The following is a 20,747-nucleotide window of genomic DNA, read 5'->3' on the forward strand; positions in this document are numbered from 1 at the left end:
TGATACGTGCGGAAGGGAAGGACTTGACCGCAAATCCTTCCCCGTTCCGCTTATTCATTTGCTGCATGTGATGTCTGATCTGTTTTTTGCAGTGAGAGCGCCCGCATTTTTTCAATCTCCGCTTCCACATCGTCTGCAAATTCTTTGCGCGTGAGTTCTGTGCCGGCTTCCGCTGACTTTGAATAATTCGCGCGGATTTCCATTTCTTCAATACGGTTTTCAATACGCAAAAATTCACGATACGCGCTTTCGCTGTCAATTTTGTCAAATGTCGTATTCATATGCTCTTTTGCTTTCGCGGCATTTGCCCGGGCAATCAGCGCCTGCTTTTTATCCTTTACGTCCTGTAGCTTTGTTTCAAGTGCAGCCAGCTGTTCTTTCAGATCAGCCAGCTGACTGTTCGCTTGTTCATAGGACGTTTTATGTTCAGCCGCCTTCTCTTCTAAATACTTCATTTCAGTCAGCGCCTTTTTCGCCAGCTCTTCTTCGCCTGCGTCAAATGCGAGCTGTGCCTGATTTTGGCGTTTTCCAGCCATTTCAGCTGCTTCTTCATATTTTTTCTTAAATTGATAGGCAATCGTGTGCTGTTTCACAATTGTTTGTTTTGCTTTTGCAATGTCGCTTTCCATATCACGGACATATTGATTCAGCATCACCTTTGGGTTCTCCATTTTATCAAGACCTTCATGAACTGACGCAACAAACATGTCTCTCATTCTTTTTAATACCATACCTGATTCCTCCTAATATGCTGATATTATTTTTTCTTCAAAAATTCTTCCCATTCGTCATCAAAGTGAGATTGGTAGGCAGCCGAAGCCGGTTCAGGATCAAAAGATGACACACCGTTATCAGCTGATCCGTTTTTCATGAGCTTCCAGCCGTAATACACCATAGCGGCCGCCAGCGCAATTCCGACGACAAACGGAAGTGAACAGATGAGCATGATCGCTCCGATACCGCCCAAGATGATTCCTGTGATCGTTTTTCCTGCGGCAAATCTTTTCATTCCTGCGTATGTCATCAAGCTCCCTATGGCGAGCGGGATGATAAAGCCGAAGCTTCCTCCTCCAAAAAAGACGGAGATCCCAAATACAATTAATAAGAATCCGCCTATTGTTTTCTTGTTTATCTTCATGCAGATCCTCCTTTCGTTTTCCTTGTCTTCATCTTAAACAAATTGGCATTTGCGCAAAACGAATCAGAGATTGATTTTTATATAAGACCGGAGTCGTATCTTGTGCCGGACCTATGGACACAAAAAAAACACCATGCACGAGGCATGGCGTTTAAGATTGTTGACAAAATTCTAAAACGGTTTATAGTTTTAGGATTTTGTCATCATTTCAGCGTGATTGAAAACCCTTGAAGTTTAGGAAAGGCGAGCATCGGAGCACAGCGAATGTTGGAATTCGTGAGCACCGAAGCGCAGGCTTGACAACAAATGTGAGGGTTTGTCTACACGCTGAAACACCATGCACGAGGCATGGCGTTTCAAAACCCTTTACAGATGAACACTTGCTTCCCTTTCTTTGATCAGGTCGGATCGTTCTGCTTTAGCCAGCTTTGTGAATAGCAAAATGCCAATACCCGCAATAATTTCGACAACCCCTCCCACAGCGATCACAGTTCCTGAGCCAAAAGCGTTTGCAGCATACCCGCAAATGACAGCTCCGGCAGGTATGGAAATATTAGAGATCATATGTATAACGGCATAGACCTGCGGCTGATCCTCACTATCCACAGAGGTCTGGATAATCGTGTACTCTGGAACATTAACAGCACTGACTGCGGCACCAAAGGTAAACGCAGCGAGAAAGACGAGCGGCAAAAAGGTATTCATACCGGTAATAAAGAAAGCGAATCCTTCAATAATGCCGGCAGTTACAAATAACAGGCCGTATCTGTTTACTTTGACTTTCGCCAGCACAAATCCCAATAAAAATGCGCCTGCGGCAGTGGTGGCCTTTAAAAGCGAGTAAACAATCGGCTGGCCGTTTAAATCTTCCGCAACGTAAACTGCTGAGAGCGCTTCCCAAGGGGCTGCCGCGAAATTCATAAAGATACAATAAATGGCGAGTGGATATAAAATTTGATGTCTTCTCACGAGCGTAAAACCGCGTTTTAGTCTGCCGATATATGTGCCTCTCTGCGTAACGACAGCAGACTCTGATTGGGATTCAACCGCAGTGTACTTAATAAAAAGGACGAGAAAACCAGAAACCAAATAGAGAACAAGTGCGATAAGCATTGTATAAGAAGGGCTGATAAATGTAAGAAAAGCGCCGCATAACGTGACAGCTCCGAGCCGGACAATTTGAGCGGAGGATTGCAGCACGGCGTTTGCTTTTTGAATGCCCTGTTCATTTACGATTTGGGGAATTAAAGCTATGGAGGCGGGATTGTAGGCAGCCCCTGTAGCAGAATGGACAATCATAAGAGTCATGACAAACCACAGCGGAGAGAATCCCGCAAAATGACAAAGAGGAATAATCAAGACAATCGCAGCCCTTGTCAGATCTGAAAAGTACATCCAAAATTTCAGCGTATTTTGTTTCATGAAAGGACCCGTCACAGGCGCCAGCACAGCTTCCGGCAAAAAAGTAACAGCAATCAATAAAGCAGTGCCGATCGCACCTTTGCCGTCATAAATTAAAAACCATAATATCGAATTAAATGCGAACATATCGCCGGATATCTTGACTATTCTTGAGAAAAAAAGATAATTGAAATTTCTCTTCCAGATGCTATCACTTTCAATTAAATTCACCATCTATCAGAGCCCCCCCACTGCCTATTTTTTACATCTATTTGTTACAATATCTCATTTCCCCACTTTTCAGTCAATAATTCATAAGGTTCATTTTTTGTCGTAAAATGGGAGATTGACAGAATGAAAAACAAAAAAGCCGGCATGTAGAGAACTCGCCGGCTTTCATTTTCTTTTTTTATGATTCGCTGCTGTTTTAGTCCCGAAACACAATAGCACTTCTTTCATATTCCACGTCTCCAATGCCGCTTCTCACATTCACAACCCGTGCGGCAGCAAAGAAATAATCGGAAAGACGATTGAGATAACGCAGCACTGTTTCATGAATCTCCTCCGATTTCATCAGCGCCACCACTCGGCGTTCCGCCCGCCTTGTTATGGCGCGCGCCGCATGGAGAAGCGAAGCACCCTTCGAGCCGCCTGGAAGAATAAATTTCTTTAGTTCCGGCGCTTCTGATGTATAGGCATCAATGCGCGTTTCTAAAAAGGAAACGGATTCTTCCGTTAGTTTATAGTCTTTTCTTTCTGTGACAATTGCCAGATCGCCTCCGCAGTCAAACAGCTCATGCTGGATGATCAGCAGCTCGGCTGTCAAATCTTCAAAGCCGGGCTGCCCGGAAAGCTCTGCCAAAGCTAGCCCGACAAAGCTATTCAGCTCGTCAATCGTGCCGTAACTTTCAACGCGGAGGCTGTCCTTGTCCGTTCTGCCTCCGACTAAGCTCGTTTGTCCCTTATCGCCTGTTTTGGTATATAGTTTCATACATGAGTCTCCTTTACAGACTTATTCAAACAGCTCTGCCGCCTCTTTTACACATTCAGCTGTCCCTTTCTGTATCAATTGATTCAGCCGCTGTTCTGTGTTTTGAGATTGCTGAGTTTGTGTCGCGGCGATGAGAATATCCCCCTCTGTCAGTCCGTCTCCGAGCACTTTCACCCGTTCGGCTTCGGCGGTCATTAGGGCTTTGACGAAGAATTGATCCGCCGCATAGCCGTTGATCAAAATCCAGATCGAAAAGCCGGTCATGACGCATATGAAAACGGATAACTCTCCATCTTTATACGTTCGATTCACAAAACGGTCAAGCCTTCCCGGAGAAGCCATCGCACAAGTTTCGGGCAGATGAAAACCGTTTTCTAATAGGCAGGCCGTAAGCCCCTCTACAGGATCTGCCTGAACTGGCAGCCGTTTATGGATCAGCGTCCTGCTCCATGAGAACCCTGCACCGATAGGCGCTGAGGACAATGTTCGAAGCGGGATTTCCGTTTGCAGTAGAATGTCATCGCTCCCCGCCTGCAGCAATGTTTCAAATGGGATAGGCCGCTGCTTTACGCTGTCTTTTTCAGGCTGAATCACAACCATCGGTTTAGGTGAGCTGTGATGAACCAAAGCGGTGACATCTGTATCGTACACCGCCTTTATGTGATGTTCTGAGACAGCATATTCCGGTTTTTGCTTAGGCCCGGCTGTACCGTTTTTCATAAACAAGAGCTCATCACAGTACAGGCTCGCGGTGTTCATATCATGAAAAACGCTGACAGCTGCCAATCCGCTATCTCTTGTCAGGCGTTTGATGAGATCAAGCAGTTCTTTTTGATAAGCCAAATCGAGAAAATTTGTCGGCTCGTCCAGAAATAAAATACGCGGCTGCTGCGCCAAAGCTTGAGCCAAATATACCCGCTGCTGTTCTCCTCCGCTTAGATCGCGGATCGATTTTTCCGCAAAAGCGGCCACTCCAGTTTGCTTCATTGCTTCCTGTACAATGGCTTCATCCTTTTCAGTATGCTGCCTGAATAGCCCTGTTTGGAATGGATATCTGCCGAAGGCTACCGTTTCTTTGACGGTAAAGGTAAAGGCTTGATCCGTTTTTTGCGGCAGGACGGCCATAATTTGCGCCAGTTCCTTCGGTTTATAGTCAGCCAGCGGTTTGCCAGCCAGATCAACGCTGCCTTCCTTGGCCGGCAGCGTACCTGTCAGCAAGTGCAAAAGCGTGGTTTTTCCGCTCCCATTAGGGCCGAGAATGCCGAGAAATTCACCCTTCTCCACTGTTAAGCTGACATTGTTGATCAGCCTGCTATCCCCGTATCCTCCCGACAGCCCTTCTGCCTTTATCATAAGCTTCTCCCCCCGCGGTGCTGCCGAATTAAAATAAGAGCGAAAACAGGCGCCCCCGCCAAGGACGTAATGATCCCAATCGGCAGTTCAATCGGCTCAATGATCGTTCTGGAAAGCAGATCGGCTAAAACGAGAAAACCTGCTCCGAGCAAGACGGACAGCGGCAGTAAATGCCGATGGTCAGTTCCCCACAAAAGCCTTGTGATATGCGGAATCACAAGGCCGACAAAGCCGATCGTGCCGGATACAGCCACAGCGCTTCCCGTCAAAAGAGAGCCGGCGATCAAAATCAGCATTTTTCTCTGCTGGACACTGACTCCGAGAAGCTTTGCTTTGTCTTCTCCATAGGTCATCACGTTCAGCTCTCTTCCGTTTATGATCAGTAAAATCGTTCCTAAAAGAAAAAACGGCAGAAACAGAATAACATAGCTCCATCCCCTCATTGAGACGCTGCCAAGCAGCCAGTGCACAATTGGCAACAGGTTGTCGCCTGTTAGGGCAATGATAAGAGAAATAAATGCGCCCAAAAATGAGTTGATGATGACACCGGTCAAAATGAGGGTGGAGACAGACATTGAAGCATGAACGAGGCGGCTGAAGGAAAGGACCGCCGCAATCGTGACAAGTGCCGCGGCTACACTCACAACCGGGAGTGTAAACCCTCCGACGACAGGAAGCTGCAAGCCAAAAAACAAGGTCAACACCGCACCAACTGAAGCACCGGATGAAACGCCGAGTGTGTAGGGATCAGCAAGAGGATTTTTCAACAGTCCTTGAAAAGCGGCCCCTGCGATAGAAAGAGCCGCCCCCACAAGGGCGGCCAGCACAACTCTCGGCAGTCTAATATTCATCATAATATTTGTGTACATCGGGTCATTAGAGCCGATAGAGCCGCCGAAGCCTTCATGCCAAAAGACACGAAAGATAGCGGGGATAGGAATTTGCAGGCTGCCGCAAGATATTCCTAAGATGATGCTCGCAACTAAAAATGAGAAACCGATGATATATGCGGCATAACGATTATTCCTTAAACGTATCCGGGTAGATGCTTTCCGCAAGTTCTTCGACCCCTTCGATCAGACGGGGGCCGGAACGTGTCACGAGATCAGGATTTACATCATACACACGATGATGTTTCACAGCATTGATTTCGCTCCAGCCATCGCGTTTTTCCACTGCTTTCGCTTTTACTCCGTCTGTTGTAATGATAGCATCAGGATTGAGTTTTACGATCGCCTCGTCTGTCATTTGCACCCAGCCTGTTTGGTCCGCTGCTGCGTTTTTAGCATGGATGACATTCAGCATTTCATTCATAAACGTGTCTTTTCCGGTTGTGTAAATGTCAGGATCAGGAGAAACCTCGATAAATACGCTTTTCTCCTCTTTTTTTGAAATGGTTTTTGCTTTTTCTTTAATATCCTGCAAATCTGATTTCATGCGTTTTACGAGCTGATCGGCTTTTTTCTCTGCCCCGGCAGCTTCTCCGATCATTTCGATTGATTTGTACACCTCGGAAAATGATTGTGCATCATTGACAGTCAGTACAGTAATGCCCGCGTCCTTCAGCTGTTTGATGGCATCCGCTGACGCTGACATGGAAGACTCATGGGCAAGAACGAGATCCGGCTTTAGAGAAATGACTTTCTCAACGTTTACATTCATGTCTCCGACCTTCTCAACCTTTTTGACTTCCTTTGGATATGTATCGTTTGTGGTGACACCGACCACTTTGTCACCGAGGCCGAGAGCGTATGTGATTTCTGTGTTGCTCGGCATTAATGAAACAATCTTTTTCGGCTCCTTTTTGATGGTCACATCTTGATTTGACGCATCATCAATGGTAACAGGGAACACTTCTGTCTTTTGTTTTGCCTTGGAATCCTTCTGATCCGCAGTATTGCCGCAGCCTGCCATCATAACGGCAGCCAGCAGAAGCGCAGTCCATATTCCGGCTAGTTTTTTCATAACCTTTCCTCCTAAGTGAACTAAAAAAAGCATCTCTACGATGGTAAAGATGCTGTAAACAACACAAAAAAGCCTATTGTTTACACATCATCTGTCCTCGCAGACTTCGTGCTGATCAAATAGGCAGGTATCCTGGCTCTTGACGCTATGGCCAATTACAGTGGCGGGACCGCACCGGCTTTTACCGGTTTCCCTATTAAGCCGGCTGTTGTTCACGGACCGGCACCTATTTGACATTCGTATCCTTTTTTCGGAGTAATTATACTATATGACTGACAGGCTTGTATATGCGCCCTGAATGACTTTTCCCCCTGTATTTATGGAAGCAAAATCCTCGTAAACACTAATTTTGTTCTTGTATACTTAATACCATCATCTATAAAAAGGAATGATTCTTATGGATTTAAAGCTAAAAGACAAACTCGTCTTAATCACCGGCTCGACTTCCGGCATCGGGAAAGCCGCAGCAAAAAGCTTTCTGCAAGAGGGAGCGGCAGTGATTGTCAACGGGCGCAAACAGGAGACTGTCGATCGCACGATTGAAGAGCTTTCTGGATACGGAACGGTGCACGGCGTGGCAGCCGATTTGTCAAAAACAGATGAAGCAGCGGCTTTTATTGAAAAAGTAAATGAAATCGGTGATATCGATATCCTTGTCAACAACCTTGGCTTCTTCGAGGTAAAAGACTTTGCCGATGTGACAGATGAGGAGTGGAATCAATATTTTGAAGTGAACGTGATGAGCGCGGTTCGGACAAGCCGTCACTTCCTTCCAAAAATGCTTGCCAAAAACAGCGGCCGCATTTTAAATATCGCAAGTGAAGCAGGCATCAAACCGCTTCCAACAATGATTCCATACTCCATGACAAAAACGGCGCTGATCAGCCTTTCAAGAGGGATGGCTGAAATGACGAAAGGCACGAATGTGACAGTCAACTCAGTGCTTCCGGGACCTACTTGGACAGAGGGCGTGGCATCCTATATGGAAGGTGCCGCAAAAGCAGCCGGCCAGGATACAGATACATTCATCAAAGACTATTTTAAAGTTAATGAGCCGACTTCTCTTATTCAGCGATACGCGACAGCAGAAGAAGTCGCCAACACGATCGTATTCCTCGCATCTGACGCCGCATCCGCCATCAACGGCACGGCACAGCGTGTGGAAGGCGGCATTATCCGTTCTCTGTAATATACAAAAAACGCATCCGTGTTTCGGATGCGTTTTTTTATACATCTCCAGCGAATGGAACCGGCTGATAGCCGCCTGTTTCCAATTTTGCTGAAAACAATCCTCCCGCGTGAGGCTGCTCGTATCTTTCTGTTTCTGTCATTTGTTCCGTTGCCGTTGTGATGTAAAGGGTTTTTAAGTCTCTGCCTCCGAACGCGCAGCACGTGACATATTTAGCCGGCACGCTGATTGAATCGATTTCTTTTTTCTGAAACGGGTCAATGTGTACCACGCGGCTGCCGCCAAACAGCGCCACCCACAGCATGCCATTTTGGTCGATTGTCATGCCGTCCGGCAATCCTTCTGATTGATCAAAACGATAGACGGGTTCTGGATTTGAGACATCTCCGCTTTCAGGATCATACCTGTAGCGCACAATTTCCTGTGTCGGCGTGTCGATGTAATACATCAAATTCCGCTCGCGATCCCAATCCAAACCGTTCGAGGTGGAGACTTGATCTTTCATTTTGATAAGTCTGCCGTCTGGATCCAAACGGTATAACGAAGCCTGTTTTTGTTCGCCTTCCATGCTCGTCGTCCCCGCCCAAAGTCTTCCGTACGGGTCACATTTCGCGTCATTAAAACGCAGGCTCTCATCCATATCCTTCGGCTGTTTGATCTTTTCCAAGCTGTCATCCTGAACATGATACAGGTAGAACCCGTCCTTCATCGTCATAATCAGCTCATCCTTTGTATATTTCGCAAGCGCGGTCACAAAGGACTTGAATTTGATCGACCGATTGATTTTTTCTTCAGGATCGAAGATGTGGAGCTCGCTCCCTAAGATATCGACCCAATATAAGCGGCCGTTTTCTTCATCCCATAACGGGCCTTCACCAATCACTGCCCGAGTGTCTGCTTCCAATACTGCGTCCATGTGTTACACCTCTTTAGCTTCAGTCTATATATTGTTATTCCCGGCAAAAAGGTGTCCAAACCACATGTTTATTGTTTTTTGAAAAGGATGGTAATGACCGTTCCAATGTTCATTCTGCTGTTTACATGAATCGTCCCGTTATGCAGGTGGACAAGCTCCTTGGCAATGGCGAGCCCGAGGCCCGTTCCGGCAGATGGATCTTTTGTGTTCGTCCCTCTGTAGTAACGGTTAAATAAATGGGTAATCGTTTCTTCATCCATTCCTTTCCCATTGTCCTTAACCTTCAACGAAATATGATTTTTTGTTTGTTCCAGAATGACCTGAATTTCTGTTCCTTTGTCGTTGTGCTTGACGGCATTCCCAAGCAGATTTTCTAATATGCGCCTGAACCATGCTTCATCAAGCGCAAATTCAATATGCTCTTCTTTGGATACAAAGGAGATATCATACCCTTCAGAAAACGGATTTTTCTTGAAATCCTCAATGACATTTTTAAAAAACGGGATCAGGTTTGTGTGCTTTCTCTCAATTGGAAGAGCATCATTTTTCAGCCTGTACGTTAAATTTAAGTCTTCAATCAGCTTGGACATGTATTCGGATTTTTCTCTGACAACCTGTCCCATTTCTTTCACTTCTTCCGGCGACCAATCATACTGCTTCGACTCAAGCATCATGCTGTAACCGTAAATACTGCTGAGCGGTGTTTTTAAGTCATGCGACAAACCGGCAATCCATTCTTCTCTTGTCGCCTGGATTTTTTCTCTGTTTCTTTTATCCCGTCTCAGCGTTTCAGTCAACTGATCCATTGATTCAAATATCTCACCGAAGAAGCGGTACGGCTGTTTGATTTTGCCCTTTTTGTTTTTGCTGACAGGAAGGCCTTTCCGGTTTTTCGGTTCCTCAAGCTTCCCTTTTGATAGATTGACCAGCCATTTAATCGTGTGAAAAATCGGCAGCCCGAACCGGAACATATACCAAACGGTCATCCAAATGATATACAGGAACAGGACACCCATAATCAGGAACATCGCCTTTAGCACAACCTTCAGAAACGATTTGTTAAACTCCTGATCGGTTACATAGACAGGGTTCGGCACCGTAGCGACCATCCATCTGTCTTTATTGAGGATCTTAACGGAAATTTCCCGTTTATAGTTCCAAGGTTTAGAGCTGTATTTGAGCAGCTCCAGCTGGTTCATCGTTTTTCTTTCACTTTTTGTGCTGTTAATGCTGTCGAGAATGTTTCCATTGCTGTCTAATAGGTAAATGGCGCCTTTTTCCCGCTTAATATAGTCGATGGTGCTGGACTGATAATGTGCTAGAGAATCTATCTTTTGTTCGCGCTTTTCAACGGAAGTCAACAGCTGTTCGCTCTTTGATTTCCAGCCGGACAATAGAAGATACGACTTATCTTCAATATTGATGGCCCAATAATTCAGCTTATAGTTATTAAGCTTTTTGGTTTTATAAATAGACAAGAGCTCTTTCTTGGTATAGGTGCCGGGCACGTCTTTCGGCACGCTGTAGGAATAATCGGTTTTCCCATCGGAATCAATGATTTGCATCCAGCCATGCTGTTTATCGACAGATTTCTTCAGAAAATTATCGACTTCCCATGTCCCGTTTTCGTTTACATCGAGATATGCCTCAAGTGTGTCGGTGGTTGCCTTTGTCAGCCCAGAATTCGATTCCGCATCGCTAAATCGAGCGTCTAAATAGAAAAATGAAGCGACAAGCATAACCGTAAGTAGCAGGATCACAATCAGCATCTGCCCAAAAAAGTGAAACAAAAACTTCCATCTTAATCTCATGACCGCTTGCCTTCAGGATTCGGGATAAAACGGTAGCCGAGACCGCGAACGGTTACGATATACTCCGGATTGCTCGGATCGCGCTCAATTTTTTCCCGAAGCTTGCGAATATGAACCATAACGGTGTTGTTGTCGCCGTAAGAAGGATAGCCCCAAACTTTTTCATAAATTTGATCTTTGGAAAGCACCACATTGGGGTGTTCACAAAAATACTGCAAAAGCTGCAAAAGCTGGGCTGAACAAGCGACGGCTTCCCCGCCTACAATCAGCTCGGCATTTTGCGGAGAAAATGTAAAATAATCATATGTATAGGTTTGATTTGAATTCGTTTCTTTCGATTGATATGTCCGCTTGAGGTGCGCCCTGATCCGCGCCGCTAATTCCAGTGGATTAAATGGTTTTGTGATATAGTCATCAGCCCCAACCGCAAAGCCGGACAATTTATCCGCGTCGGATGATCTTGCCGTCAGGAAAAAAATCGGAGCGTCTGAATACTCTCTGATCAGCGTGCAGGCTTCAAAACCGGACATTCCGCCCATCATGACATCGAGCACGATCAAATCAACCTTATTGGCCTTCACAACCGGAATCGCTTCTTCTGCGCTTGCCGCATCCAGTAAATTTCGATAACCTTCTTTTTCGAGAACGCGTTTGATCATGTCTACAATCGCTTTCTCATCGTCTACGATTAAAATTGACGCATTTTCCACTTTTATGTTCCTTTCTGTCACTGTTTTTTTCATCTTATCATTATATCGTTTATTTTTGGTACATTTTTGAATAGGAAGAGTCTTGCCGGACAGAACAAATAGAAAACGGGAACGTGGCAGTTCCCGTTTTTCGTATTTTCAGATGATAAATGGTTATGAGTCCTCGTCTACCATATACAAAATAAACTCCCAAAACCCCGGAACGTCCTGGCACAAAAGCATATCAGCCTTTTCAAACATTTTGATCTTCAGCTCTTGCTCTAAATCTTCTCTTTCTTGATAGGACGTATTACAGAGTTTTTTTCTGATCATCGGTGAAAAGCATTCAATCAGATGTTCAATGTCAAATTTATCGTCTTTTTGGTTCTTTTGTTCAAACTGGCCGTTCACAGCTTACTTTCCCCCTTTTTTTGCGCCGCTAGCTGTTTTCTGATATTCTCAAGCCCTTTTTTATGAATGTTGGAGATGTTTTGCCGGGACTCTCCTAGAGAATCGGCAATCTCTTGCATCGTGGCACCATGAAGATAGACTTTCGTCAGCACGCTTTTTTGTTTGTCAGTCAGCTTCTGGATCGCTTGGTAGAGCTGATAATCCTGAACATGCTGGCTCAAATCATCCTGCATATCTAAAAATGCTTCAAACGCATCGCTTCCAGTTTCGGAAGGAAGTCGTTCTCCTGCTTCCGGATGATCGACCGTCAGCGGATACCGTTTTTGGTTTTTGCGAACCCGCTTATCAAAATCAATAGAAAAAATCCGAATCATTGAATTCATATACTTGACGATGCGGATTTCCTTATAAAATTGCTTAAATTGCTCGTCCAATGATTTTGCATCTTTTTCGTTCGGGCTTTCCATTACGTTTTTGAACAAACGGTAATGCTGAGGATTGCTCAAAAAATGCTTCACGATGGGATGCTTCATTATCTCCTTACATTTTGACCGTAAAAGACCTTGATAGTCCATCAAACCGCCTCCCTACTAAATTAAATGAAGGAAAGCAAAAAAAAGTAAACTACTACTTTCTGACTAGCGCTTGTCTTAAATACTCCAGCCGCAGTTTACGTTTTCTTGGATTTCCTTCACTTACATACATGACTGCAAAAAAAGAAGGGAGGTATTTTCCTATGGATCAGGTTTTTATAGAGGAAGTCGTGAAACAGATCAGCAATCTGGGGTTTCCTGCGTTAATTGCAATGTACCTGCTGACCCGATTTGAAAAAAAGTTTGATCAGCTTATCGAACTGATGACAGAGTTGAAAGATCAGAAAGCAAAAAATTAATTTTCAATCGAAGTTGACTTTTCACTGTTTTTTTTCACTTAACAAGGCAGAAGGGAAAACGAAAGGCCTTTCACCTTCTCTTTCTGCTATCACATTTAAATTTCAAGGAGGAAACATTTCATGAAAAAACAAAATGACATTCCACAGCCAATTAGAGGAGACGAAGGAGCAACAGTAAAAATCCCGCGCAATATTGAAAGAGACCGCCAAAATCCGGACATGCTTGTTCCGCCGGAGACTGATAATGGTACAGTAAGCAATATGAAGTTTTCGTTCTCTGATACTCATAACCGCTTAGAAAAAGGCGGATATGCCCGTGAAGTGACAGTACGGGAGCTGCCAATTTCAGAAAACCTTGCATCTGTAAATATGCGGCTGAAGCCAGGTGCCATTCGCGAGCTGCATTGGCATAAAGAAGCAGAGTGGGCTTATATGATTTACGGAAGTGCAAGAGTCACAATTGTGGATGAAAAAGGGCGCAGCTTTATTGATGATGTAGGCGAAGGAGACCTTTGGTACTTCCCATCAGGCCTGCCGCACTCCATTCAAGCGCTGGATGAAGGAGCCGAGTTCCTGCTCGTGTTTGACGATGGCTCATTCTCTGAAAACAGCACGTTCCAGCTGACAGACTGGCTTGCCCACACGCCTAAAGAAGTCATTGCTGCGAACTTTGGCGTAACACAAGAAGATATTGCTAATTTGCCAGGGGAAGAGAAATATATTTTTGAAGAACCAGTCCCAGGATGTTTGAAAGATGACATTGTAGAAGGACCGAACGGCGAAGCGCCTTATCCGTTTACTTACCGCCTTCTTGAACAGAAGCCAATTGAATCAGAGGGAGGAAAAGTATACATTGCAGATTCAACAAACTTCAAAGTGTCTAAAACGATTGCATCTGCGCTCGTAACAGTGGAACCCGGCGCCATGAGAGAGCTGCATTGGCATCCGAATACTCACGAATGGCAATACTACATCTCCGGCAAAGCAAGAATGACCGTTTTTGCTTCTGACGGCCATGCCAGAACATTTAACTACCAAGCCGGTGATGTCGGATATGTTCCATTTGCAATGGGTCATTACGTTGAAAACATCGGGGACGAACCGCTTGTCTTTTTAGAAATCTTTAAAGACGATCATTATGCCGATGTATCTTTAAACCAATGGCTTGCAATGCTTCCTGAAACATTAGTTCAACAGCATCTTGATTTAGGAAAAGACTTTACTGATATTCTTTCAAAAGAAAAGCATCCGGTTGTGAAAAAGAAAAGCAGTAAATAAAAAACGACCAGCTTGCAGAGAGCAATCGTTCTCTGCAAGCCTTTATAAGGAGATGTACCAGTGAAATATCAAATTTCTTCCAAACGATTATTGCGGCTCTTTATAAAGTACTTGCTGGCCGCGACAGCAGTAGTGTTCACCTATTTTGCCGTCATGTTTATATTGTTTTCTTTAGCAGGAACGAGCTACCGTTCAGTAGCTCATGTCCTGCTTTTTGCCGTGTTATTTCTTGTCCTTGGACTATTCTTAGAACCATTTGAACGCCTGATGGTACATAGTTTTACTTTTTTCAAGACAGACAAACGCTTATTCATTCTCCTTGCTGGCATCGTACAGCTGCTGTTTTTGTGGATGACTGCTCATACAACAGACGAAATGATCAGCGACATCTGGCTGTCCACCACAGAAGAAATGATCGTCGCAGCCGTTTTTCTTATTTTAGATAAATGCAATTCGGCCATTCCCAGCTAAAAAAAGAACGCATTCCAAATGGATGCGTTCTTTTTATTCATAGCGAAGCGCGTCTACAGGCTGAAGCTTAGATGCCTTGATGGACGGAAGCAAGCCGAAAATAATGCCGACTGCCATTGAAAAGATGAGTGCTCCGACAACAGCCGGAACGGAGACGATAAAAGGCATCGGAAAAACGACCGTCAGCAGCTTAGCGATGCCGAAGCCCGCCAGCACACCGAGTATTCCGCCAATGCTTGTCAGCACGACAGCCTCAGTTAAAAACTGAAATAAAATCACACGCCGCTTAGCACCGAGCGCTTTCTTAATCCCGATTTCCCTCGTGCGCTCCGTGACGGAAACGAGCATAATGTTCATGACGCCAATACCGCCTACCAAAAGTGAAATACTGGCGATCCCGCCAAGCAGCAATGCAAATGACTGATTAAAGGACTCCACTTCCTGCGCGATCTCCTGAAGATCCATCACACTGTACTCTGCTTTTTCCAACTCAGCTGCAGACAGTCCCTGATTTAAAAGATCCGCAGCCATTACACCGGCTTCCTGGATATGCTCAGAAGAATCAGCCTGCACGGCAATCTGCGTTGGCGCATCAAAGCCTTCAATGAGCGGCCACACTTTTTTCGGCACGTACAAAACCGGGTTCGCGTAGTCGCCTTCAAACATGCTTTCCTGCTGATCTTTTTCTTTAAAAACACCAGCAACCCTAAACGGCACACCATTCATCTCAATGTTTTGATGCAGAGCGTCTCCGTCTGGAAACAGTTCATCTCTGGCAGCTTCATTGATCATCACCACTTGGTGTGTGCTGTTTAGTTCGTTTTCCGTCAGCTTTCTCCCTTCGGTTATACGGATTGGGAACATATCAAAGTAATCACCGTCGACTCCGTACACTTGGGGGTACGAAACGTTTGTTAAATGAAAAACGCTCGCGCCTTCAGACAAGTAATATAAGGATAATCCTTTGACCATTGGATCAGATTTGATCGCCTTTACTGTTTCCTCTGCTACAGGCGGCGCGGACGTATAGGAAACTTGGTAGCCTCCGCCCCCCTCTTCTCCGCCCGACGGCTGGTAGACAACATTGATCGCGTTATTTCCCATGCCGATCATGCTCTGCTTTAATTGTTCGCTTTGGCCTTTTAGCATCGAAACAATTGCAATGATTGCCGCTATGCCGATAATGACCCCAAGCATTGTCAGTATGGATCTTAATTTATGAGAGAAAATGGATTGAAAGGAGATTCGAATATGTTCAAGCATGGCTGATATCCCCTCTCTCATCTAATACCAATTCTCCATCCCTGATAAAAACCGTTCTGTCAGCTTTTCTGGCGACGTCCGGGTCATGGGTAATCATAATAATTGTCTTGCCTTCCTGATGCAGTTCAGAAAACAGCGACAAAATTTGTTCGCTTGATTTGGTATCAAGCGCCCCGGTCGGTTCATCAGCTAAAATAAACCTCGGCTGATTGACAAGGGCCCTCGCTATCGCCACCCGCTGCTTTTGCCCGCCGGACAGCTTCGGAGGCTTGTAGGCGACTCTGTCTTTTAAACCGACCTTTTCCAGCGCTTCATAGGCTCTTTGCCTTCTTTCTTTTTTCTTCACTTTATTATAGATCATGGGCAGTTCGACATTTTGCAACGCGGTGAGACGCGGCAGCAGATGAAAGGTTTGAAACACAAACCCGATTGATTCGTTGCGGATTTCGGCTAAGGCACCGTCTTTCCCTTTCAATATATCTATCTGGTCAAGCGTATAGGTTCCGGAGGTTGGCCTGTCCAAACAGCCTATGATATTCATTAACGTCGACTTTCCAGAACCGGAAGGCCCCATAATCGCCAGAAACTCACCAGCCTGGACAGTCAGATTGATATGTTTCAAGATTGGAACTTCTTCTTTTCCCAGCTTGTACGATTTCGAAATATTATTCAGTGTCAGCATTGACTGTAACCTGCTTTCCTTCCTTGACTGCGGGGTCAGGATAGATTACATAATCTTCCGGCGTCAGGCCGCTCTTGATTTCCACCATATCATTTTCATCAGTTTCCCCGATTTCAACAGGCTGTTTGACCGCTTTCTGCTTCTCATCAGCTTTCCACACGTACGGTTCGCCGTCATCCTGAATGACCATGTCAGACGGCAGCTTGATCTTATCCGCATCAGCCTCATCACTCATCACTTCGATGTTGACATGATAGCCGACTTCGAGACCTTTATGGCTATCTAATAAAATTGTGAAAGGATAGTTAGAGGATTGAGGGTTCATTTCTTCTTCAGCAAAACTTTCTGATTCCTCCCCCTCGCCTGCTCCTGCTGGAAGCTTGCCGATCGAGGTGACCTTTCCTTTCCACTCGCCTTCACCGCCTGTTTTCAGTGTGACTCTGACTTTGCTGCCTTTTTTGATTGTGTCCATTAACAGCTCATTGATTTGGCTTTTGACTAGATATTTGCCCGTCGAAACAATCTGGATATACGGACCTGCTGCCTGGTCACCTGTTGCTCCGTCAGCGATATCCTGATTGACGCTTTGAACGATCCCATCATGCTTGCTTGTAATGACATTGGAACCTTTGTTTTTCGTCAGGGCAGCCAGCTCTTTTTGATGCTGCTTCAGCTCAAGCTGGCTTGTTTTTAATTCGAAATTGGCCTGATCAAGCTCATCTTGAAGCTGGGATCTCTCTTCCTTTCCAGCCGATTTCAGCTGCTTTTCCGTTTCCGTTATTGTTTTTTGTAAACGGCCGATTTGCAGGTTGGTCATTTCAATTTGTAAATTGGCTTGCTCAACTTCGTCAGAATGATCCTCACCCTCATACTCAAAAAGTTTATCGCCCTTTTTGACCTGATCGCCTTCTTTGACGTATGTTTTTTTAATGTTGCCTTTTTCTGAATCTATGTATACTTTCTGCTGTTTCTCAGGTTCTACCTTTCCAGAAAACGTTTGTCCTGATTCTGATTCTCCTCCCATGTATACCGCTACCGATTCAGCATAGGGCTCCGATGATACGGCAATTTGGTTCATGTGGGTAAAAAAGTAAAAACCGCCGGCACCGATCCCAGCTAATACAAGCACACCGGCACATATCGCACCGCCAATAAGCCATTTTTTCTTCTTGGACACAACGATCTCCTCTTTCTGTAAACTATGTAATATTTTCGAAACATTCTAACCAATATTATCTATTAATTCAAAAAGACTTGCAATCTTTTTATTGAAATGATGGGATCAAATAGAAAAATTGTATTTTCACGGCCGAAAATAAAAAAATCCCGGCTCTGAACCGGGATTTTTCTTACACAGAAACAAGCGCTTTTTCATTTTTAATCAGATCATAGGTCAAGCATACAGGTTTATTTGTACGGGGATCAGTCACGATTTCGGCATCAATCTGAAATACCTGCTTCAAAATGTCCGGTGTCATGACCTCCAGTGCGGTGCCTTCCTTGATGACCGTGCCTTTTTTGAGCGCGATCATATAATGAGAAAAACGGGCTGCGTGGTTAAGATCATGAATGACCATTAAAATCGTCCGCCCCTGCTCTTTGTTAAGTCTGTCAAGCAGCTGAAGAATTTCAAGCTGGTGTGCGAGATCAAGATACGTTGTAGGTTCATCCAGCAGCAACAGTTCAGTCCCTTGTGCAAGCGCCATGGCAATCCACACGCGCTGACGCTGTCCGCCTGACAGTGCCTCAATCGGCCTTTCAGCGAATTCAGCCATGCCTGTTTCTTCAAGCGCCCATTTGATAATCCGGCGGTCTTCATCATTTAATCTGCCGAATCCTGACTGATGCGGAAACCTGCCGTACGATACCAATTCATACACCGTTAAACCGCTCGGCGCTTCAGGTGTCTGCGGCAGAATCGCCATATCTTTCGCAATGTCCTTTGTAGACATTTTATGAATCGCTTTGCCGTTTAAATAGACGGTCCCTGCATGTGAACGCATAATTCTGGACATTGTTTTTAATATCGTTGATTTCCCGCAGCCGTTCGGGCCGATTAAGGTGGTAATTTTCCCTTTAGGAATCGATATATTTAACTCTTCTACAATCACCCTGTCGCCATAACCGATTCCAAGCTGATCTGTTGATAATGAATTCATATTCGGCCCCCTCCTCTAATTCGCTTTCATCAATAAATAAATAAAGTAAGGCGCACCTAATACGGAAATGACAAGTCCAACCGGAATTTCTGACGGTGCCAATACATTTCTCGCCAGCGTATCTGCGAGCAAAAACAGAAATGCGCCGATGAAGGCGGAGACCGGTATCAGCGTCTGGTGACGGGGACCGGTAAGCCTTCTTGCCACGTGGGGCGCGATCAATCCGAGAAACGCAATGCCCCCTGCAGCTGCCACGCATGAAGCGGCAAGTGTGACCGCTGCCAGAAGAAGAATCCGTCTTTCCCTTTCCACAGCAGTGCCCAGCCCGGTCGCTAATTGGTCTCCAAGCTGTAAAATGTTCAAATAGCGTGCCTTATATAAAGTAAACGGAAGCAAGATCACAATCCAAGGGAGAATCGCCCAGATCATATTCCAGTTCGCCCCCCATATCGAGCCGGATATCCAAACCGCGGCTTGCATAAAATCATGAGGGTCCATCTTGAGCTGAAAAATCAGCAACAGGGCGTTAAATCCGGCATTCACACCAATACCGACTAAAATCAGCCGAATCGGGGTCACGCCTTTTTTCCAAGCCAGAAGATAAATGAGAAACGCGGCGAGGATCGCGCCCGCCAACGCACTGAACGGCAGCATAAATGTACCGAAAAAGCTGAGGTCTGAAGCTGACTCTTGAAAAAAGTAAATAAAAAGCACAACAGCAAGAGAGCCGCCGGCGTTAATTCCGAGAATACCGGGCTCAGCCAGATCATTTTGAGACACGCTTTGCAAAATGGCTCCAGCAACAGCGATTCCTGCCCCAACGAGCAAGGAAAGGATGATCCGGGGAAGCCTGAACTCAAATAAAACAAGCTCGTCACGCGCCGTTCCTTGGCCGAAAAAGACCTGAAGCGTTTTAAGCGGTGCAATTTTGATGACGCCCAAATTTAGACTGATAAAAAAGACCAGCACGATGAGCAGAAAGGTCACAGCCATCACAAAGAACGGCTTTTTCGTTTTTGTTTTCATTACAGCCCTCTCCTTTCACGGCGTGCCAAATAAAAGAAAAAGGGAACGCCGATTAGAGAAGTCAGTGCGCCGACAGGCGTTTCAAAGGGCGCATTTACGAGTCTTGCCGCAATGTCAGCAAACACAAGCAAAACAGCGCCGAGCACTGCCGAGCAAGGAATAATCCACCTATAATCTACACCGACCAAAAACCGGGTAATATGCGGAATGATCAGTCCGATAAATGCGATGGTGCCAGCTATGGAAACCGCAGCTCCCGTCAAAATCACAACGACAAGCATGCCAACCAGTTTTACCGCTGATATATATTGTCCAAGCCCTTTCGCCAGCTCATCACCGAGACTTAACACTGTCACAGACCGGGCGATGATAAACGCCAGCGTTAAACCGACAGCCCCTGCGAGAAGCAAAAGCTGGACACCTGACCATTTCACGCCCGCTACTCCGCCTGCGTACCAAAAACTGATATCCTGAGCGACATCAAAGCGGATTGCAATGGCGGTTGAAATGCCCGTAAAGAAATAAGTAACAGCCGTTCCCGCGAGAGCAAGTTTTACAGGCGTAAGTCCGCCCCTTGAAAACATGCCGATACCCATTACCGTCGATGCCCCCAGCCCCGCTCCTGCAAAGGACCATAGCACAAGCCCCATAGCAGAAAGTCCGGGGAAAAAGGCAAACGCAATCGAAACGGCAAACGCGGAGCCCGATGTAACGCCCATAATCGAAGGCTCTGCCAAAGGGTTTCTCGTCATCCCCTGCATGATCGCTCCCGACACTGCTAGCAATGCGCCGACAAGTGCAGCAGCAGCCGTTCTTGGCAGCCGAAGATCGTGTATAATTTGGTGGGACGTCTCTGTCGGCTGAAAATGAAAGATGGCGTCCCACACAGTGCGCAAATGAATATCCGCTGCACCGAGAGATATGGATAAAAGCGCGCCAAGGCATAGTAAGCATATCCCTGCAATAAGGACAATGACCGCGCCATATGACCTTGACGTCCATTGGATTTCTTCCGATGTGGTCTGTCTATTTTTCTTTTGACTCAACAGCCGTACTTCCTTTCCGATACTGATAATGATTATCAATTGCTGTTCCAGTATATCACTTTTTTC

General features: G+C 45.5%; 22 protein-coding genes and 1 riboswitch. Of the genes, 4 read left to right on the top strand and 18 right to left on the bottom strand.

What is annotated here, in order from left to right; genetic code table 11:
• Positions 1-50: 50 nt before the first annotated feature.
• From liaH to AC0DBE_RS16410, 7 genes are all read right to left on the bottom strand, one after another.
• Entirely contained in the window at positions 51-731 is a 681-nt protein-coding gene (gene liaH, locus AC0DBE_RS16380) for a stress responsive protein LiaH (protein ID WP_061187958.1), read from the bottom strand.
• A gap of 26 nt (positions 732-757) precedes the next feature.
• Positions 758-1,138, bottom strand: coding sequence for a cell envelope stress-induced membrane anchor protein LiaI (liaI, locus tag AC0DBE_RS16385; protein ID WP_003221659.1), 381 nt, complete (start codon positions 1,136-1,138; stop codon positions 758-760).
• A 366-nt stretch (positions 1,139-1,504) separates the two neighbouring features.
• Positions 1,505-2,773 (bottom strand): MFS transporter, encoded by a 1,269-nt coding sequence (locus AC0DBE_RS16390; protein ID WP_061187956.1) that lies wholly within the window; start codon positions 2,771-2,773, stop codon positions 1,505-1,507.
• A 193-nt stretch (positions 2,774-2,966) separates the two neighbouring features.
• A complete protein-coding gene (locus AC0DBE_RS16395; protein ID WP_090557102.1) occupies positions 2,967-3,530 on the bottom strand; it encodes a cob(I)yrinic acid a,c-diamide adenosyltransferase in 564 nt (187 codons plus the stop codon).
• 21 nt (positions 3,531-3,551) lie between these two features.
• The gene (locus AC0DBE_RS16400; RefSeq protein WP_072566778.1) at positions 3,552-4,880 is read right to left on the bottom strand and encodes an ABC transporter ATP-binding protein; all 1,329 of its coding nucleotides are present in this window, start codon (positions 4,878-4,880) and stop codon (positions 3,552-3,554) included.
• A complete protein-coding gene (locus tag AC0DBE_RS16405) occupies positions 4,880-5,941 on the bottom strand; it encodes a FecCD family ABC transporter permease (protein WP_472962898.1) in 1,062 nt (353 codons plus the stop codon). Before AC0DBE_RS16405 ends, AC0DBE_RS16400 begins: the two co-directional genes overlap by 1 nt.
• Positions 5,904-6,848, bottom strand: a complete 945-nt coding sequence (locus tag AC0DBE_RS16410) for an ABC transporter substrate-binding protein (RefSeq protein WP_061187952.1) — start codon at positions 6,846-6,848, stop codon at positions 5,904-5,906. Before AC0DBE_RS16410 ends, AC0DBE_RS16405 begins: the two co-directional genes overlap by 38 nt.
• A gap of 105 nt (positions 6,849-6,953) precedes the next feature.
• Positions 6,954-7,093, bottom strand: a riboswitch (cobalamin riboswitch).
• A 152-nt stretch (positions 7,094-7,245) separates the two neighbouring features.
• Between AC0DBE_RS16410 and AC0DBE_RS16415 the strand changes: the two genes are divergently transcribed.
• Positions 7,246-8,037 carry an SDR family NAD(P)-dependent oxidoreductase gene (locus tag AC0DBE_RS16415; protein ID WP_072181915.1) on the top strand — a complete coding sequence of 264 codons (792 nt, stop codon included), beginning with the start codon at positions 7,246-7,248 and terminating at the stop codon, positions 8,035-8,037.
• 37 nt (positions 8,038-8,074) lie between these two features.
• Here AC0DBE_RS16415 and AC0DBE_RS16420 read toward each other — a convergent pair whose 3' ends face one another.
• The 5 genes from AC0DBE_RS16420 to sigO form a co-directional block, all read right to left on the bottom strand.
• Positions 8,075-8,953: an SMP-30/gluconolactonase/LRE family protein gene (locus AC0DBE_RS16420; protein WP_014115125.1), complete on the bottom strand. Its 879-nt coding sequence runs from the start codon at positions 8,951-8,953 to the stop codon at positions 8,075-8,077.
• Between the two features lie 68 nt (positions 8,954-9,021).
• Positions 9,022-10,764 carry a two-component system sensor histidine kinase YvrG gene (yvrG, locus tag AC0DBE_RS16425; RefSeq protein ID WP_079288361.1) on the bottom strand — a complete coding sequence of 581 codons (1,743 nt, stop codon included), beginning with the start codon at positions 10,762-10,764 and terminating at the stop codon, positions 9,022-9,024.
• Positions 10,761-11,474: a two-component system response regulator YvrH gene (gene yvrH / locus AC0DBE_RS16430; RefSeq protein WP_041521068.1), complete on the bottom strand. Its 714-nt coding sequence runs from the start codon at positions 11,472-11,474 to the stop codon at positions 10,761-10,763. Before yvrH ends, yvrG begins: the two co-directional genes overlap by 4 nt.
• Positions 11,475-11,627: 153 nt before the next feature.
• Complete coding sequence (rsoA, locus tag AC0DBE_RS16435; RefSeq protein ID WP_061187949.1) at positions 11,628-11,864, bottom strand: sigma-O factor regulator RsoA; 237 nt, start codon at positions 11,862-11,864, stop codon at positions 11,628-11,630.
• Positions 11,861-12,397, bottom strand: coding sequence for an RNA polymerase sigma factor SigO (gene sigO / locus AC0DBE_RS16440; RefSeq protein ID WP_072566779.1), 537 nt, complete (start codon positions 12,395-12,397; stop codon positions 11,861-11,863). The genes rsoA and sigO overlap by 4 nt, the downstream gene beginning before the upstream one ends.
• A 203-nt stretch (positions 12,398-12,600) precedes the next feature.
• Here sigO and AC0DBE_RS16445 point away from each other — a divergent pair, with 203 nt between their 5' ends.
• The 3 genes from AC0DBE_RS16445 (at position 12,601) to AC0DBE_RS16455 (ending at position 14,505) form a co-directional block, all read left to right on the top strand.
• Positions 12,601-12,756, top strand: coding sequence for a YvrJ family protein (locus AC0DBE_RS16445; RefSeq protein WP_014115128.1), 156 nt, complete (start codon positions 12,601-12,603; stop codon positions 12,754-12,756).
• Between the two features lie 120 nt (positions 12,757-12,876).
• Positions 12,877-14,034, top strand: coding sequence for an oxalate decarboxylase (gene oxdC, locus AC0DBE_RS16450; protein WP_014115129.1), 1,158 nt, complete (start codon positions 12,877-12,879; stop codon positions 14,032-14,034).
• A gap of 60 nt (positions 14,035-14,094) precedes the next feature.
• On the top strand, positions 14,095-14,505 hold the full coding sequence (locus AC0DBE_RS16455) for a regulatory YrvL family protein (RefSeq protein WP_014115130.1): 411 nt from the start codon (positions 14,095-14,097) through the stop codon (positions 14,503-14,505).
• 33 nt (positions 14,506-14,538) lie between these two features.
• On the opposite strand, the gene AC0DBE_RS16460 is transcribed toward AC0DBE_RS16455, so the two are convergent.
• The 6 genes from AC0DBE_RS16460 to AC0DBE_RS16485 all read right to left on the bottom strand — a co-directional run bounded on the left by AC0DBE_RS16460 (position 14,539) and on the right by AC0DBE_RS16485 (position 20,681).
• Positions 14,539-15,768 (bottom strand): ABC transporter permease, encoded by a 1,230-nt coding sequence (locus AC0DBE_RS16460; RefSeq protein ID WP_472962902.1) that lies wholly within the window; start codon positions 15,766-15,768, stop codon positions 14,539-14,541.
• The gene (locus AC0DBE_RS16465) at positions 15,761-16,450 is read right to left on the bottom strand and encodes an ABC transporter ATP-binding protein (protein WP_014115132.1); all 690 of its coding nucleotides are present in this window, start codon (positions 16,448-16,450) and stop codon (positions 15,761-15,763) included. Before AC0DBE_RS16465 ends, AC0DBE_RS16460 begins: the two co-directional genes overlap by 8 nt.
• A complete protein-coding gene (locus tag AC0DBE_RS16470) occupies positions 16,434-17,627 on the bottom strand; it encodes an efflux RND transporter periplasmic adaptor subunit (protein ID WP_079288364.1) in 1,194 nt (397 codons plus the stop codon). Before AC0DBE_RS16470 ends, AC0DBE_RS16465 begins: the two co-directional genes overlap by 17 nt.
• A gap of 172 nt (positions 17,628-17,799) precedes the next feature.
• On the bottom strand, positions 17,800-18,609 hold the full coding sequence (locus AC0DBE_RS16475) for an ABC transporter ATP-binding protein (protein ID WP_061187946.1): 810 nt from the start codon (positions 18,607-18,609) through the stop codon (positions 17,800-17,802).
• Positions 18,610-18,624: 15 nt separating this feature from the next.
• Positions 18,625-19,635: a FecCD family ABC transporter permease gene (locus AC0DBE_RS16480; protein WP_014115135.1), complete on the bottom strand. Its 1,011-nt coding sequence runs from the start codon at positions 19,633-19,635 to the stop codon at positions 18,625-18,627.
• On the bottom strand, positions 19,635-20,681 hold the full coding sequence (locus tag AC0DBE_RS16485; protein ID WP_472962906.1) for a FecCD family ABC transporter permease: 1,047 nt from the start codon (positions 20,679-20,681) through the stop codon (positions 19,635-19,637). Before AC0DBE_RS16485 ends, AC0DBE_RS16480 begins: the two co-directional genes overlap by 1 nt.
• Between the last annotated feature and the right edge of the window lie 66 nt (positions 20,682-20,747).

The organism is Bacillus sp. VA15 (assembly GCF_055721145.1).